Source organism: Alienimonas chondri (assembly GCF_013036045.1).
GTDB classification, from domain to species: Bacteria; Planctomycetota; Planctomycetia; order Planctomycetales; family Planctomycetaceae; genus Alienimonas; species Alienimonas chondri.
Map to the genome: position 1 here is coordinate 1 of NZ_WTPX01000110.1, position 16,540 is coordinate 16,540.

The window sequence follows — 16,540 nt, forward strand, 5'->3', positions numbered from 1 at the left end:
GTCCGCCATCGCCCGTCCGCCCAGCAGCGCCGGGGCGCTCAGCAGGGAGAGGGTCAACAGATGCGCGAGGCGACGCCGAAGCGTGCGGGGCGCGTGAGGGGCCCGGGGGGCCGCGGATTGCAGTCGCATGGGAGGCTTCCCCCGGAGGAGGTGGCTGGCAGGAGGGAACGGGTCGGAGCGAGCCGATCGACGTCGCCCGCCGTCGCCCTTCGCACGGGGCGAGGGAGCGACGAGGACGAGCCGGGGGACTCGGGTCGGGGCCGGCCCCCGCCCGCTCGCCCCGTGCGGGCGAGAACGAACGGGCGAAGAACCGGCGAAGCGTGGGGGGCGAGCGGCGCCGGCCGCTCGCCCCCGGGGCGGCCGTGCGGGGCGACCGACCGAAAGCGAGGCGTGCGTCGCGGACGATCGATTCCGGAGAGCCGACCGCCGCAAACGGGTTGAAACGGGTTTAGTGGTGGAAGTTCGGGCTGCCGGTGGCGGGGGAGCCGTAGGGCGAGGGGGTGTTCGCCCACTCGTTGTCCCACAGGGTGTGCCGGCTGTTGAACGGAGCGCTGAAGCCCGCGAAGAACGGGATCTTGCTGCGGTATTTGACCTTCACTTCGGTCCCGACGAGATCCCATTCTTCCTTGGTCCGCACGCCCCACGGCGTGATTTTCCAAGTGCCGCGGGCCCGGTGATAGAACGGCCCGTACAGGGCGTTGTAATCGTGGGCGTACAGATATTCGTGCGGGGCGAACGCGGGGTTCGTGATCATCGTCCCGCCGACCTGAATCGGAATATCCTGGCGGGGGGAGGGATACAGCGGCGCGTTCAGCGCGACGTACCCTTCCTGATGCAGATAGGCGCGGTCTTCCGGCGAGTCGCCGGAGACGGGGTCGTGGGCGCCGGACGGGGAAGCGAAGCTCCCGACGGCGGCGGCGACGGCCATCGCAGCGGCGGCGCGAGCCAGCGTGCGGCGGGTGAACAGCGGGCGGATCATCGGGCGTCCCTGCGGGCATGGCCCCCGCACGAGTCCGGCTTCTCGCCGGGCGGTGCAGACAGGGGGCGGTGGTCGGTCCTTGACGGGCGGATCCCCCGCCCCGGCGCCGACCCGTCCGGTTCGCGACGCTTCGGCATAAAGCCGGGAGCGGCGCTGACTCGGACGGGGCGGCGTCGGGCGAGGGACGACCCGCCGGGGTCATCGGCCCGTCGTCGTCCGCGGGATGAGCGCCGCCGGCACGTTCGGACCCCATTCCCCCGGCACGTCAAGATCAGTCCGGGCGTTCCGCGGAACCCGCAAAGCTTGACAGCCCGTCGCCGCTCTGCCGTGCAATTGCGGCTTGCCCGCCGTCCCACAACCGGTCGGCCAGCGACTCCCACTTGCGATGGTTCTGCATCACGGCCCCCGCCGTATCGATCCGCTGCTCCAATGATCCCCGCAGGGTGAAGAACGCCCGGCCGCGCGCCAGCAGATCGGCCCGGATCCGTCGTTGGAACACCGCCCGATGCGCCGCCCCGGAGCGATCGGCCGTGTCCTCGTAGGGAATGTCGTCGGCGCAGAGAAACGTCAGGTCGTATCGCCCGCCGCAGGCCGCGGCCAAGCGGTCCAGTTCCGGCAGGGCGCCGCCGTGATAGTCCTCGGCGAAGATGCGGGTCGTGGAAGCGTCCGTATCGACGAACAGCGTGTTTCGAGCGTCCGCGGCGAGGCGTTCCTCGGCGGCCCGATGTCCGACGGCGATCTCGACCAGTTGCTCCGGCGAGAGCCGTCGGTCGATTTGATGCCTTGCCCAATACTCCCGCCCGTACTCCGGCGCCCAGGGTTCGCCGCACCGCTCCGCGAGGGCGCTGCACAGCGTCGTCTTGCCTGTTGACGGGGCGCCCACGAACACGACCTTCGTCAGCAAATCCCACCGCACGCGGGGAGGAACCCGGTCCCGCAGACCGATCGGGTCCGCCCGCACCGCCGTCCCGGAGACCGGCACGCGCTCGCGGCTCGGGTCGAACCGCCGGTCGATCGCCCCCAGCGCCCGGGCGACGTGTTCGCCGTAGAACTCGCTGCAATAAAAGTGCGTCACCCGCCGACCGGCCAGCGATTTTAGAATGAACTCCTCCTGCAAGGCCCGAATCGCCGGCGTATCGCCCACCGCCGACGGCCCGCCCCACCCGGCGATCACCTCGATATTCGGATAAAGATCCCGGAGCCATTGCACCCTCACCGGCAGCGGCACGGGGGTGACCTCCGGGGCGTCGTAGACGAGCACGATGAAGCGGTCCGTCTCCGCGAGACCCGTTTCGATCAACGCCTGATGCCCCGCATGCAGCGGGGCGAACTTGCCGAGGGTGAAGCCGACGGTCGTGGCGCTCGTTTTCGTCACGGTCGCGGCTCCGCGGCGGCCTTTCGCCAGGCGAGGAACCCGGCGATCGCCAACCCCAGGAAGACCGCGTACAGCCCCGCGGTCAGATAGAGTTCTTTATGGACATAAATCGGTACGCAGGCCACGTCGACGGCGATCCACGCCAGCCAGGACTGCACCGCCCGCTTCGCCAGCAACCATTGGGCGACGAGGCTGGCGACCGTGGTGAAGGCGTCGCCGAAGGGCAGGGCCGCGTCCGTATAGGACGCCATCCCGGCGCCCCACAGCAGCGTGCCGACGGCGATCCCCGCGACCCACCACGCCGTCGCCCGCCCGCTGAGCCACCGCACCGGCACCTCGGCGGGCGCCTCTGATTCCTCCAAGGCTTCGCCCGTTCCCCCCGCCGGCCGGCGTTCGACGATCCACTGCCGCCACCCGTAGAGTTGCAGGCCGATATACACGATCTGCAACAGGCAGTCCGAATACAGCTTCGCCTCATAAAAGATAATCGCGTAGAGCGCGACCATCACCAGCCCGATCGGCCAGCAGAGCATGTGCCGACGCACCGTCAACAGCACGCAGGCCAACCCGGAGAGCGCGGCGACGAGTTCGAGCGGCGACACGCGCAGGGTCCAGGGCAGGGAGGCGAACGCGCTTCATGCTACCGACCGACCCCTTCGGCAACGCCCCGACAGCCCGAGGTGCAAGCCGAGGTTGGGTTGCATGGCCCACGTCGCCCGGCCTCGGCTCGCGCCTCGGGCTGCCGTGCTTTCACCACCCCTCGCCCAGCACCTCGCCGCCGGCGCGGGTCGCGGCGGCGTGCCAGGTCGGGAGGTCGATCGACTCGGCGACGAAGCGGACGGAGCCGTCGCAGAGGAGCAGGGTGACGCCGCCGCTGTGAAAGCTGCGGGCGGTCATGCGGGCCTTTTGTTGGCGCTGGTTCATGCAGTCCCAAGCGGCGGCGTTGGGCGGCAGGGCGTGGTCGTAGAGGGTGTTGCCGTAGTTGCCGAGGATCCACTTGCCGCCGCGCTCCGTGAACCAGCCGCCGGCGGCGTCGGCGAGGCAGGCGTCGTCCGTGGGGTCGTCCCCGCCGGGGATCTCGCGGATCAAACGGGCCGTCGTCGCGGCGCCGGCGTCTGCGATCGCGGCGGGGTCGAGGGTGACGGTTCCGCCCTCGCCCAGCGGACGTTCGGAGAACGCCGCGGTGTTCGTCGCCCCGTCGCGGAGGTCGGCAAACCCCACTTCCGAGCCGGTGTAGAACACGCCGTCGGCATCGCTGAGGGAGCCGAAGTCCTTCATCCCGGAGCCGGCGCAGGCGGCGTAATTCGTCGCGGCGAAGCGATCGGGGGCGATGTCGAGGCCGGGGATGCGGGCGGCGCCGTCGGCGGGGCAGAGGAACGTGGGCACCGCGACCCCCGCCGCGGGGGCGTTCGCCGAGCCGTCGAACGTCACCCCGCCGCCGATGCCGAAGGTGACCGGGGCGGCGTCGTAATCAATCTGATTGTGCAGCACGTCGCCGTCGAGGTAGGGCAGCAGCTGCGCCTGGGGCGAGAAGATCACCGGCAGCGGCGCCCCGCGGCCGGCGGGGAAATGGCCTTCGACTCCCTCCAAATTGTGCAGCGCCAAGCCGAGCTGCTTGAGGTTGTTCGCGCACTGCGTCCGCCGGGCCGCCGCCCGCGCCTGCTGCACGGCGGGCAGCAATAGGGAGACCAACAGGGCGATCACCGCGATTACGACCAGCAGTTCGATCAGCGTGAACCCGCTCCGCGAGGCTCTTCTCCGAACAGGTCCCCCCGGAGCAAACCCCACCCGCGGATGCGGGGCGACGCCGGGGCCGCGGGGGTGAGGGGCGACGGACGGCCGGTCTACCATGGGGGCGTCGTTCTGGAATTCATCGTCCTGCCAGCAGGTTCGCCGTCATGCTTCGGTCCCGCCTCCGTTTCGTCCACCGCCGCCTCATCGGGGCGGCCCTGTTGGCCGCCGCCGCCGGCGTCGCCCCGGCCGCGGAGACCCCCGCGGAATCGCGGATTCCGGTCGAACCGCTGAAGCCGGAGGCGATTCACATCGCCGTCGAGGATCTGCCGGAGCCGTTCGCCTCGGAGAGCGCCAAGAAGAACCCGAAGGTCGTCGTTCCGCCGGACGATTTCGCCCTGAACGTGCCGGAGGGGTTCACGGCGAATCTGTTCGCCGAGGGCGTCGAGAAGGCCCGCTGGCTGGCGCTCACGCCGGAGGGGGACGTGTTGGTCTCCTGCGGCCGGACGAACAAGATTCACCTGCTCCGCGACATGAACGACGACGGCGTCTCCGACGAGCGTCATCTCTTCCTGGACGAAGCGAACGGCGCCAACCTGCCCTTCGGCATGGATTTCGCGCAGGTCGGGGATCAATGGTACTTTTATCTCGGCAATACGAACGCCGTGTTGCGATACCCGTATCAAGCGGGGCAAACGAAGCTCGAAGCATCCTCCGTGCCGATCACGGAGTTGCCGGGCCAGGGATATAATCAGCACTGGACGCGGAACGTGCGGGTCTCGCCGGACGGCAAGTATCTCTTCGCGACGGTCGGCAGTGAATCGAACGTCGATCAGGAAGCTCCCCCGCGGGCCGCGGTGCTGCGGATGAACCTCGACGGCACCGATCGCCAGATCTACGGCTCCGGCCTGCGGAACCCGGTCGGTTTGGACTTCGAACCGACCACCGGCGAGGTGTACGTGAACGTCAACGAGCGGGACAAAATCGGCGACGATCTCGTGCCCGATTACCTCACCCGGGTCCAGGAAGGCGCCTTCTACGGCTGGCCGTACGCCTACCTGACGCCGGAGAACCTCGACCCCCGCCGCATGATCGATGGAGAAAGCGAACGCCCGAAGCTGGCCGCTCAGACCGTCACGCCGGACGTGCTGTATCAGGCGCACTCCGCGGCGCTGGGGCTGGCGTTTTGCGACAGCGACAAATGGCCCGAACGCTACCGCGGCGGGGCGTTCGCGGCGTTCCGCGGATCGTGGAACCGCGACACCGGCACCGGTTATAAGATCGTATTCATCCCCTTCGAGGACGGCCGACCGACCGGCGGCTACGAGGACTTCGTGACCGGCTTCCTGCTCGACGCCTCCGTCCCCAGAACCTGCGGCCGCCCGGTCGACGTGCAGTTCGCCCCGGACGGCGCCCTGCTGTTCACCGAGGAAGGCAACGGGCGGATCTATCGGATCAGCCCGCCGACGAAGTAAGGCCGATGATCGGTCCTTCTTCTCCCCTCTCCCCCAAAAAAGGGGAGAGGGGAGAACAAGGTCGCCCCCTTATTCAATCCCCTCCGGCGGGTACGCCGCCGGGTCGAAGTCCGGGGCGGGAAACTGCGGGTCCATCTCTTCCAGCGTTTTGACCAACAACTGGCTGATCGCCAGGTTGCGGAACCAACGTTCTTCGCTGGGGATCACGAACCACGGGGCCGCTTCGGTGGAGGTCTTCTTCAAGGCGATCTCGAAGGCGTCCTGATATTCGTTCCATAACGCCCGCTCCGTGAGGTCGGCGGGGTTGAACTTCCAGTGCTTCTCCGGCTTGCGCAAGCGGCGGCGGAAGCGGCCGAGTTGATACTCCTTCGAGACGTGCAGCATGATCTTCACCACCCGCGTGCCGCCGTCGGCGAGCAGTTCTTCGAAGTGGTTGATGTGATCGTAGCGGCGCTCGATCGTGTCTTTATCGACCCAGCCGTGCACCTTGACGATCAAGACGTCCTCATAGTGCGAGCGATTAAACACGCCCACGTACCCGGCGCCGGGAGCGTGTTTGTGCACCCGCCAGAGGAAGTCGTGGCTCAGTTCGACCTTCGTGGGCGTCTTGAAGCTCCACACGCGGACGTTATTCGGGTTCATCCCGCCGAGCACGTGCTTGACGGTGGAATCCTTCCCCGCCGCGTCCATCGCCTGCAACACGACCAACAGCGACTGCTTCCCCTCGGCGTATAAGCGTTCCTGCAACGCGCGGAGCCGTTCCTGATACTCGGCGATCTGCTCCTCGACCTTCTCCCGGTCGTCCTGCTTGTCCAACCCCTGCGTGTTCGCGGAGTCCCGCCGCCCCAAGTCCGGCCGCTTGCCGGGGCGAATGCGGTAACGGTCGAGGTCGATCTTCACGGCAAGCTGGGGGGACCGGAGAAGCTGGGGCGATGACGTCGCCACGATACGCCATCGCCCGACCCGCCGCCCGGCCGTCTCGCCCCGTCGTCAGTCGGCGAGCAGATCTTCGACGAAGCGTTGCTCGGGCGACACCCGCTCGTACGGCACGCCAAGTTGCTCGGCGATGATGCGCCGGGCCTTCAACGCCGTCTCCGGCGTCGTCCCCGGCGAGCACTTGGCGACGAACTCGTCGTCCGAGATCGCCGGCCAGCGCTCCTGCCAATTCGCCTCCGCGACGTGGCCGGCGAAGAAGCCCCAGATGACGAGCGCGAGCAGCAGCACGCCCGCGGGGATCACGACGGGGAGCAGTTCGAACATCGGTCAGGCTCCTTGGGGTGTCGTCTCAGGTGGCAGGATACGACGGCCCGTCCGACCGCGGGCGGACGGTCAGGCCGCCTCGGTCGTCCGGCCGAACCGACGCCGCCAGCCGAGCGCTCCGGCGAGAGCGGCCAACAACAGCCCGGTCGTCCCGGGTTCCGGCACCGCGGAGGGGGTGTCGTTGAAGTACCAGTTGGCGTTGGAGTTGAAGAAAATACTACTGGCGGCGATCCCGATATCGTTACTGCTCAGGAACGTACCGCTGTTCTGGGACACGGCGAAACCTGTCTGGCTATTATCGAAATCGATCACGATATCGGCGCCGGTGTCGAGACCGAGAAACGTCAGCTCCCATGTGTAGTCGTCGGCAGTGCCCTGGAGGCTGTCCAGGCCGCTGCGGGCGTACCGCATGTGCGCGACGTCTTGGGCGGCGAAGTCTCGTTGAGCTTCCCCGTTGAACGTTCCCTGCTGCATGACGGCCTCCGTATCGCCGTAGCCGGTGAGGGCGGCGACGGCCCGGCTTCCTTGCGCCGCGTAGTTGTCGCCGACCGGAAGATCGGCCAAGTCCCGGCTGTAGGTCGTCGAATCGATGATCGCGTTCGGGTCGTTGACCGCCGCGATCGCGAACGGGTCGTTCGTGGCCTTGTCGAAGTAGATCAGGTTGACGTCGTCGCCGCGCAGGTCGTCCGCGGAGCCGATCACCCCGTCGGCGCCGGGGTTCGTGTCGAAGACGTTATTCGTCCCGTCCGTGCTGAAGGTGTACTCGTTCGCTGCGGAGGAGCCGCCGATGTTCACGTGGGCCAGCCCCATCGAGTGTCCCATCTCGTGCAGCAAGACGCTTTCAAAGTCGAACTGAGCGAACGGCACCGTGCCGGACGTGTCCAGGTTCCCGGTGACCGCGGTCATGCGGTTGAACGTGTTCACCACGTTCTGGGTCGAGATCATCATCTCGTTGGCGAACATGCTGGTCGGGTCGATGCCGACGGAGATGTTCAGCAGACCGCCCGTGCCGTCGTAGCCGATCGGATGGGCGACGACGTCGACGCCGTTGCTCTCTCCCGCGAAGATGAACCCCGCGAACGCGGCCGGCGTCGAGGCGGTCGACAGCGCCGCTGACAGCAGCGCAAACCGGAGCATGGCGCCTGCGGGGGGCCAAGGCATAGCGAATTGTGGTGTGAGGAGACGGTACGAGCGGTACCCAGCGCCGCGAACGCGGACTGTTCAGTCCTCAGAAACCTACCGATCCCCCCAACCCGATTCAACAGCGGGCCGCGTCGCCGATCGGCCACGCCCGGTGGAACGACGGGGAACGCTCAGGATTCGCACGTCACCCGTTCCAGGGGCGGCCCGACCGCGGTCGCTCCAAGAACCCCGCCCTCGCGGGCCGACCACGGTCGCCCGTCGAGCAGCAAACGTCCTTGTGTCCGTTTACTGCTCTGCGCTATAGAACACAATGGAAGTCATTAGCCCATAGAAAACCGCCTCAGCGGACATGTCTCCCCAGTGACCATGACTGACTGCATGGCGGCCAAACTCAATCCGGTCACCAAGGTTAGAAACTGTCATAGGGCCGACGACCGTTGTCGGGGTCATATACAAAGATCTGTCCAGCATTTCGAAATACCGCACGACAGGCAGCGTTCGGTTTAGCATCATGATCTTGTAGGCGAGGGCCACGCTAGACACTCGTCTCCAAGAAAGGCGGTGATCATTGATTGCTGATTGCGCCGCTTGTTGGGAAGCGGACGATATCCACGATCCGTCTGCGTTGAGCTTGCCAGAGAGTACGCGGAAGTAAAATTCGAAGCGGGTCGCTAAGTAAACTGAGGCAATTGCTGCCGGCGGGGATAGGAATCTATTTGACGCGGTCATGTTCAGGGCGTAGGCCACATGCTCGATGTATCGACTCGGCAACACGGTGGACGGAGTCGCCGCGGCCATCTCGCCGGCGGCGTCCTTTAAGAATTGATATACGTCTGGGGAGCCGTGGAACGATCCAACAGTGCCGCAGCAAGTCTGTATGTAGTCTGTGGCGTCTCGGGCATTGTTAGCTGCAGTTTCATGGTCAATCATGGTGCCTTCAGATTTTTGTTTGGATGTGGGCATATTGTTTAGTGACACCTACTGTAATGTTCGGTTCGGGCAACCATCAGAGAGACGTTGCGGCGGGTGGCTGAAGAAGCGTAGCGGATGCCCCAGAACGGGTGGCGTGCGAATGAGGGGAGGAGCGAGCCGGCGCCGTTCGCTACTGGGGCATCCGGTCCGTCGGCTGGCGCCTCCCTCCCTGCTGCCCCAGTCACCCAGGCGCCGCCGCCTGCGTAACCCCCGTAGGCAGATCGAATCGAATCGGATACAATCCGGTGCCCTTCTGTCCACCTGTTCCGCCTTCGCTCCCCCGCCGCCGTGGCTTCGTCCCCTCCCAGTTCCAACGGTTCCGCGAAGAAGAAGACGCGGCGGCGGAAGAAGTCGGTGCGGCCCGAGGGGCGGCCGGCGGTGCGGTACGTGTCGCTCGCCGACGAGACCCGGCGGCGGTACCTGAACTACGCGCTGTCCGTCATCAGCAGTCGGGCGCTGCCGGACGCCCGCGACGGACTCAAGCCGGTGCAGCGCCGGATTCTGTACGTGATGGGGCGGGAGCTGAACCTCGGCCCGGGCGCCAAGACGGCCAAGTGCGCCCGCATCGTCGGCGACACGATCGGCAAGTATCACCCCCACGGCGACACCGCCGCGTACGACACGCTGGTTCGCCTCGCCCAGGATCACGCGATGCGCGTGCCGCTGGTGGAGGGGCAGGGGAACTTCGGCAGCGTGCTCGGCCTGCCCGCCGCCGCCGCCCGGTACACCGAGGCCCGCCTCACCGCCCCCGCGGCGTCGCTGATGGCGGAACTCGGCAAGAACACCGTGCCCACCCGGCCTACCTACGACGCCGAACGCACGGAGCCGGTCGTCTTCCCCGCGGCGTTCCCGCACCTGCTGGTCAACGGAGCGACCGGCATCGCCGTCGGCATGGCCACCAACGTTCCCCCGCACAACCTGCGGGAGGTGATCAACAGCGCCTGCCACCTGATCGACGACCCCGACGCCACGGTCGCCCAGCTGATGCAGAAGGGCGTGAAGGGGCCGGACTTCCCGCTGGGCGGACGGATCGTCTCCGACCGCGCCGACATCCGCACCGCCTACGAGGAGGGCCGCGGGTCGATCAAGGTGCGGGCCGTCTGGGACTTCGACCCGGAGGACGCCCAGCAGAAGAAGGGTCGCAAGAAGGCGCAACCGGCCCGGCTCGTCATCGACAGTCTCCCCCACGGCGTGACCAGCGGGGCGGTAGTCGCGGATCTCAAGGCGCTCGCGGAGAGCCGCAAGATTCCCCAGATGCTGGGCGCCGAGGACGAAACCGACCGCACCCACGGTCTGCGGGTGGTCGTCACGGTGAAGAGCAAGGAGGACGCCGACACCGTCATGGCGTACCTCTACAAGCACACCGCGCTGGAGCAGAACTTCGCGGTGAACCTCACCGCGCTGGTGCCGGACGAAGCGTTCGTCGAGGACGATCCAGATAACGCCGAGGCCCCGCGGGGCCTCGGCGAGACCGAACCCGGGTTCGACGAACCGGGCGACGACGACCCCGCCGAGACTGCGTTGATCGACGGCGGCGACGACGTGCCGCTGGTCCCCCGTCGGCTGGATCTGAAACAACTGCTGCGGGTCTTCCTCGACTTCCGCCTGCAAACCGTCACCCGCCGCCTGACGCACGATCTACGGGTGCTGCGGCGCCGCATTCATCTGCTCGAAGGATTCGAGATCCTGTTCAGCGGGATCGATAAAGCGATCCGCATCATCCGCGGCTCCTCCGGCAAGGCGGACGCCCGCGTACAGATGATGGACGCATTCCCGCTGGACGAACGCCAGACGAACGCGATCCTCGAAATGATGCTCTATAAGATCTCCCGATTGGAGATCGACGAGGTGCTCGGCGAACTGGCGGAGAAGCGCGACGCGGCCGATCGCCTCGTCAAACTGCTCGGCAGCGAGAAGGAGCTGTGGGCGTTGATCCGGGCGGAGCTGAAGGAGATCGGCGAGGAGTATTCCGACCGCCGCCGCACCACGCTGGGCGGCAGCGACGAGGTCGAAGAATTCGACCCGACCGCCTACATCGTCCGCGAGGACACCAACGTCGTGCTGACCCGCGACGGCTGGATCAAGCGGCTGGGCACCATCAACGCCGTCGACGCCCTCCGCACCCGCGAGGGGGACGAAACGATCTGCGTGCTGGGCGCCAGCACGCTGGACGCGATCGTGTTCTTCGCCGAGGACGGCGCCGCCTATACGTTGCCGGTCGATCAGATCCCCGCCAGCACCGGCTACGGGGAGCCGCTGGGCAAGCATGTGAAGCTGGACGACGGCGTGCGGATCGTCGCGGCGCTCTCCACCGACGAGCGCTTCACCCCCGCCGATTTCGAGGTCGAAGGCACGCCTTCGCTGGCCCCGCATCTGTTCGTGGCGACGGAGCAGGGGCAGGTCTCCCGCGTCGGTCTCTCCGCGTTCCGCGATCCCAGCACGCGGGGCGGGCGGAAATATCTGCGGCTCGCCGACGGCGATAAAGTCGTGCATGTGGAGCGGGTGGACGGCGCCGACAGCGTGTTCCTCGCCACGAAAAAGGCCCGCGTGCTGCACTTCAAGACGGACAGCGTCCCCGTGCTCGCCGGCCCCGGCAAAGGGGTGAAGGGCATTGACCTTGAAAAGTCCGACGCCGTACTGGGCGCCCAACTCTGCCGCCGCCCCAGCGACGTGTTGCAGACGATCAACGTGAACGACAAGCAATTGTCCTTCGGCCAGATGAAATACACCCCCACCGGCCGCGGGGGCAAAGGGGTGAAGACCAGTCAGCGGACCGGCTTCCAAAGCGTGATCGGTCCCGGCCCGCAACTGGCGGACTGGGGGGCGACGAAGTGAGCGATCTACTGCTCGAAGCACTTCCTCACAAAGGACGCACGTCGCAGTTCAGGGCGTACCGCTTGGCAGTTCAGCCTGCCATCACATTTGGTGCCATTAACGAATCATTCGCGCTAGACGCTGGCCCCTTCGACGTCGAGGGGGAAGGCCGCTTTTTCAGAGGTGATAAGCGTGCACGCGGCAAGCTAATCTGGGACTGGCTGCCCACTCCGAAGTGCCGCCTAGAGTTTGAGGAACGGCCGGTGATGCATGGCGAGATAGGCCCTGCTGCACGGTGGATTGCTGCGCTTGAGGGTAGGCCTGGAGGGAAGTTCAAGGCGGAGTCGATCTCTTCGGGGAATATATACACCGGCTTCATTACCAATAGTCCAGTACATTGGTCTGAAGACTCAGGAACACGCGAGTCGGCTACGGGAGTCGTAACCGGGTCTTCCTGCAATCGCCATCCTGTAGACCGACTCCAACTCCATTTCATAAACATATGCGATTATTCGGGCGACCCCGTACGAAATGCAGTGGATCGAGTGTGGTGGGGCGGGTCGGAGTTTGCCCACGGCAACTGGCGATTGCTCATTGACACAGTTAGCCACCTAGAGGAACTGCAGAGCGAACTGGCACGGAGTCGAGGTTTTGCCTTCACCCACGCCGGGCTTCTACAGCGCCAAGATGGGAGGGCATTTAGATTTCATGAGGCGAAGCCGTTCCTCGAGGCCATAGAACTGTCGTTCGCATTTTCATATGGAGCCTTGGTAGGCCCGTTGCTCTGCCGAGGAGTATCGGAAGGAGTGCCAGTGTTTATAGATGTCTCGCAGCCTCACCTCAAGGACTATCGCAAGACACGCACTTGGCGACCACCTAGTTCTACTGGCGTTGGCCACATACTCCCGCTGATGGTCGATGCAACTGCAGATCCTGTAGTCAGGCGTGAACTGCGTCACATCATTCTCTGGTACGTTGAGACAGCGAGATATTCAACGTACGTAGAGGGCGGCATCATTCTGCTGCATTCCTGCCTTGAAGCACTAGCTTGGTTGCACTTGGTTCATCGAGAGAAGTACCTCACCGAACAGGCTTGGGGGGACTTGAAAGCCTCTGACAAGATTTCGCTGCTCTTGAGAGTGTGCTCAATTCCCGCGGAGACGCCGCCCCACTTTAGGAGTCTCCATAGTGCTGCACGAGGGATGACCGGCAAGGGCAATCATACTAAGTCGACAGTAGAACTCCTTACGGAGGCACGGAACAAGTTAGTGCACACCTCAACGGAAACCAAGAGGATAAGAGACCAGTTCAGCTCCGATCTACTGCGTGAGCTTAGCGAACTTTCGCTCTGGCTCGTAGAAGCCGCAGTGCTGCACGCGATCGGCTTCAAAGGGGACTGTAGGTGTCGCATCCGGGAATCGCTCGCTGATCAGTTGATGCGAGTTCCTTGGTCAGCCGCTTGACAGCCCTGCATTTTCTACAGCTAACAGACTCCTCTTAAAAACTGACATGTCCGCCGCCGTCGCCACCGCCAATCGCCTCACCAAAAGCGTGAAAGCCGCCGCGCCGTCCTCCTATGGGGCGGCGGATATTGAAGTGCTGGAAGGGCTCGAAGCCGTCCGGCGTCGGCCGAGTATGTATATCGGCGGCGTCGACAACCGCGGCCTGCACCATCTGCTGTGGGAAGTGGTCGACAACTGCGTCGACGAGTTCCTCGCCGGGCACACGGACAAGATCGAAGTCGTGCTCGATAAAGACGGCCAGGGCGCCAGCGTCCGCGACTGGGGGCGGGGGATTCCCGTCGACGATCACCCCAAATACAAACGCAGCGCTTTAGAAGTCATCCTGACCACGTTGCACGCGGGGGGAAAATTCTCCGACAAGAACTACGCCCGCAGCGGCGGCTTGCACGGGGTGGGCAGCAGCGTGGTGAACGCGCTGAGCTCCAAGATGACCGCGATCGTGCATCGCGACGGCTACGAGTGGGTCCAGCACTACAAACGCGGCCTCCCGCAGGCGCCCGTCGAGCGGACGAAGGAGTTCCGCGGCAGCGGCACGGAGATCGCCTTCCGCCCGGACCCGCAGATTTTCAAACAGACCCGCCTCAACCCGGACATCATCAAGACCCACCTGGAGGATATCTCGTATATCCACGCGGGGTTGCAGATTAAGTTTACGGACGAGGCGAAGAAGGAATCGGTCGAGTTCGTCCAGCCGGACGGCATCAAGGCGTACCTCGAAAAGCTGTGCAAGGAGGGCAAACGCCGCTCCGTCCACGACGAGCCGTTCACCGCGGAGAAGGACGACGGCCGGATCAAAGTCGAGCTGGCTCTGCGCTGGACCGAAGCGACGGACGAGCAGGTCCGCAGCTACGTCAACGGCATTCGCACCCACGCCGGCGGCACCCACGAGAGCGGCCTGCGGGCCGGCATTCTCAAAGCGGTCCGCAATTATATGTCGACCCACGAGAAGACCGTCAAAGGGGTGACGGTCGGCCCGGAGGACATCCGCGAAGGCGTGACCTGCGTGCTGAGCGCCTTCCACGGCGACCCGATGTTTCAGGGTCAGACCAAGGAGAAGCTCAACAACCCGGAGATGACCGCGTTCGTCGAGGGCGTCGTGCGGCCCGGCGTCGAGACCTGGATGAACAACAACCCGTCCGTCGCGGACGCGGTGCTGGGCCGGATCGTGCTCGCCGCCCGCGCCCGGGCCGCCAGCCGGGCGGCGGCGGCGGACGTGCGGGGCAAATCGAGCGGCAAGAAACGCGGCCCGCTGCCGGAGAAGCTGCTCGACTGCCGCGGCAAGGACGTCGAAGCGAACGAACTGTTCCTGGTCGAAGGCGACAGCGCCGGCGGCACCGCGGCGATGGGCCGCGACGGCGTCACCCAGGCGGTACTCCCCTTGCGAGGAAAAATCCTCAACACGGAGGGACTCTCCACGGGCAAGGTGCTCAAGAACGCGGAGGTCAAAAGCGTCGTCGAGGCGCTCGGCGCCGGCATCGGCGCCGGGTTCGACGAATCACGGCTCCGCTACGGCCGCATCATCCTGCTGATGGACGCCGACAGCGACGGCTACCACATCTCCACGCTGCTGCTGACGTTCTTCTTCCGGCATATGCCCCGGCTGGTGCAGAGCGGCCGGTTGTTCCTCGCTCAGCCGCCGCTGTATCGCATCAGCGTGGGGAACACGACGGAGTACGCGATGGACGACGCCGCGAAGGAAGCCCTGCTCGCGGAGATCCCCGCCAGCCGCAAGGTGGAAGTCCTGCGATTCAAAGGGCTGGGCGAGATGGACAGCGAACAACTCCGCGAGACCACCCTCGATCCCGAAACCCGCACCCTGCTGCGGGTGGACGTGGAGAGCCAGTTCGAGGCCGACAACACCTTCACCCAGTTGCTCGGCAAAGACGCCGGCGAGCGCTACCGCCTCATCATGGAAAGCGCGAGCCTCGCGGACGACCTGGATCTGTAGGCGTTGCGCCGGCTTGCTCCCCTCGCCCCCTTTTGGGGGAGAGGGGCTGGGGGTGAGGGGGCGTTCACCGTCCGATCGCCGTTCCCCGCGCCCCTGTGCTTTCGACGCCTCGGCAGAGGTCACCGAGTCACGACTGCGGGTGAGGGCTCGCCACCCTCACCCCCGGCCCCTCTCCCTCGAGGGAGAGGGGAGAAACTGTCTACCGGATGTCGCGCCAAGCGTCCCAGCCGAGGTAGCCGACCAGCGCGGCGCTGATCAGCAGCAGGACGTCCATCACCGGTTGGCCGCCGAAGACCTTGGCGCCGTCCGGCAGGGCGAAGTCCAGAATCGCCAGCAGCGCGGCGACCGCGGCGAGGGCCCACGCCAGAAAGATCATCCGGCGGGCGTTGGTGGGGCTCGCCATAGGGAAGCGGTGCGGGCGGATCGCGGTGCGGGAAGACACGGGCAGGGACGGAACCCACGGGGGCGGGTGCGACCATAAGGGTCGAAACGAACGTTGTCGCGAAACATACGACACGGCCGCCGCGGGTCGCCACACCGCCCGCCTCGCAAGCGTCTCGCAACCCCCCCGCGGGCCGGTTCTGCCGCTTCCCCGCAAACCCCGGCGGGTCTCGCGCGCGACGGGTTCGGGTTATGCGGGCGGGCGCGGCGCTCGGCGCCCTCAGGCGGGGGCGGAGCACAGCTCGATGACGTGCCCGTCCGGGTCGCAGACGAACACCTGCGTCGCCCCGTCCGGCCGCAGCGTCGCCCGACGCACGAACGTGACGCCCGCCTCCTCCAGCAACGGCTCGAACGCCCGCGGATCCTCGCACCGCAGCGCCAGGTGCGGCCCGCGGGTGCTCTTGGGGCGGCCGTCCTCGTTGATGCCCGGCAGACCGCTGCCCGGTCCCCCGACCTCCGGACGCGAGGTGCCGGGGCCGTGGCTTTCGATCACGTGCAATACCGGCGGCCCGCCCGCCGTCGCGGCGAACCACAGCCCCCCGAACGAAAACGCCGGCCGCGGAACTTCCCTCATGCCCAGCAGGCCGCCGTAGAACGCCCGGGTGCGACCCAGGTCTTCCGCAACCAACGTGACATGATCGAACGCGATCACGCGGGGGCCGGTCCTCACGGGGCCGGTCTTGCCGGGAGCGGGGGAAACGGACATGGCGATCGAACCTCGGAGCGAGAAGAAACGGCGGCGCGGCCCCCGCCGGCGCCCTAGCGTCGCGAGAATCTCCTATTCTCGCACCTCTAACTCATGCCCGTCCTCGCCGATCCCGCCGCCGAGTCCGTCTCTGAGGCGCCGGTGCGCGCCGACGAATCCGCGCTGCTGACCGC

Annotated in this window: 14 protein-coding genes; 4 read left to right on the plus strand and 10 right to left on the minus strand. The window is 66.3% G+C overall.

Going from position 1 to position 16,540, the window contains the following annotated elements; genetic code table 11:
- Positions 1 to 448: 448 nt before the first annotated feature.
- From LzC2_RS15160 to LzC2_RS15175, 4 genes are all read right to left on the minus strand, one after another.
- On the minus strand, positions 449 to 979 hold the full coding sequence (locus LzC2_RS15160) for a hypothetical protein (RefSeq protein WP_171188488.1): 531 nt from the start codon (positions 977 to 979) through the stop codon (positions 449 to 451).
- 271 nt (positions 980 to 1,250) lie between these two features.
- Positions 1,251 to 2,354, minus strand: coding sequence for an AAA family ATPase (locus LzC2_RS15165; RefSeq protein ID WP_171188490.1), 1,104 nt, complete (start codon positions 2,352 to 2,354; stop codon positions 1,251 to 1,253).
- Positions 2,351 to 2,956, minus strand: a complete 606-nt coding sequence (gene pnuC, locus LzC2_RS15170; RefSeq protein ID WP_171188492.1) for a nicotinamide riboside transporter PnuC — start codon at positions 2,954 to 2,956, stop codon at positions 2,351 to 2,353. The genes LzC2_RS15165 and pnuC overlap by 4 nt, the downstream gene beginning before the upstream one ends.
- 148 nt (positions 2,957 to 3,104) lie before the next feature.
- Positions 3,105 to 4,205 (minus strand): DUF1559 family PulG-like putative transporter, encoded by a 1,101-nt coding sequence (locus tag LzC2_RS15175; RefSeq protein WP_171188495.1) that lies wholly within the window; start codon positions 4,203 to 4,205, stop codon positions 3,105 to 3,107.
- Between the two features lie 47 nt (positions 4,206 to 4,252).
- On the opposite strand from LzC2_RS15175, the gene LzC2_RS15180 reads away from it, so the two are divergent.
- A complete protein-coding gene (locus tag LzC2_RS15180; protein WP_171188497.1) occupies positions 4,253 to 5,560 on the plus strand; it encodes a PQQ-dependent sugar dehydrogenase in 1,308 nt (435 codons plus the stop codon).
- A 69-nt stretch (positions 5,561 to 5,629) separates the two neighbouring features.
- Here the strand turns inward: LzC2_RS15180 and LzC2_RS15185 are convergent, their stop codons facing one another.
- The 4 genes from LzC2_RS15185 to LzC2_RS15200 form a co-directional block, all read right to left on the minus strand.
- Positions 5,630 to 6,460 (minus strand): polyphosphate kinase 2 family protein, encoded by an 831-nt coding sequence (locus tag LzC2_RS15185; protein WP_206678741.1) that lies wholly within the window; start codon positions 6,458 to 6,460, stop codon positions 5,630 to 5,632.
- A gap of 90 nt (positions 6,461 to 6,550) precedes the next feature.
- Complete coding sequence (locus tag LzC2_RS15190; protein WP_171188499.1) at positions 6,551 to 6,820, minus strand: acyl carrier protein; 270 nt, start codon at positions 6,818 to 6,820, stop codon at positions 6,551 to 6,553.
- Between the two features lie 69 nt (positions 6,821 to 6,889).
- Entirely contained in the window at positions 6,890 to 7,957 is a 1,068-nt protein-coding gene (locus LzC2_RS15195) for a PEP-CTERM sorting domain-containing protein (RefSeq protein ID WP_206678742.1), read from the minus strand.
- 291 nt (positions 7,958 to 8,248) lie between these two features.
- Positions 8,249 to 8,926, minus strand: coding sequence for a hypothetical protein (locus tag LzC2_RS15200; RefSeq protein WP_171188503.1), 678 nt, complete (start codon positions 8,924 to 8,926; stop codon positions 8,249 to 8,251).
- Positions 8,927 to 9,223: 297 nt separating this feature from the next.
- Between LzC2_RS15200 and LzC2_RS15205 the strand changes: the two genes are divergently transcribed.
- The 3 genes from LzC2_RS15205 (at position 9,224) to LzC2_RS15210 (ending at position 15,220) form a co-directional block, all read left to right on the plus strand.
- A complete protein-coding gene (locus LzC2_RS15205; protein ID WP_171188505.1) occupies positions 9,224 to 11,770 on the plus strand; it encodes a DNA gyrase/topoisomerase IV subunit A in 2,547 nt (848 codons plus the stop codon).
- Positions 11,771 to 12,015: 245 nt separating this feature from the next.
- Complete coding sequence (locus LzC2_RS23115) at positions 12,016 to 13,212, plus strand: YopA family protein (RefSeq protein ID WP_479686185.1); 1,197 nt, start codon at positions 12,016 to 12,018, stop codon at positions 13,210 to 13,212.
- 46 nt (positions 13,213 to 13,258) lie between these two features.
- Positions 13,259 to 15,220, plus strand: coding sequence for a DNA gyrase/topoisomerase IV subunit B (locus LzC2_RS15210; protein WP_171188507.1), 1,962 nt, complete (start codon positions 13,259 to 13,261; stop codon positions 15,218 to 15,220).
- Positions 15,221 to 15,419: 199 nt separating this feature from the next.
- On the opposite strand, the gene LzC2_RS15215 is transcribed toward LzC2_RS15210, so the two are convergent.
- A complete protein-coding gene (locus LzC2_RS15215; RefSeq protein ID WP_171188509.1) occupies positions 15,420 to 15,662 on the minus strand; it encodes a hypothetical protein in 243 nt (80 codons plus the stop codon).
- A gap of 219 nt (positions 15,663 to 15,881) precedes the next feature.
- Positions 15,882 to 16,367 carry a VOC family protein gene (locus LzC2_RS15220; RefSeq protein ID WP_171188511.1) on the minus strand — a complete coding sequence of 162 codons (486 nt, stop codon included), beginning with the start codon at positions 16,365 to 16,367 and terminating at the stop codon, positions 15,882 to 15,884.
- Positions 16,368 to 16,540: the final 173 nt, after the last annotated feature.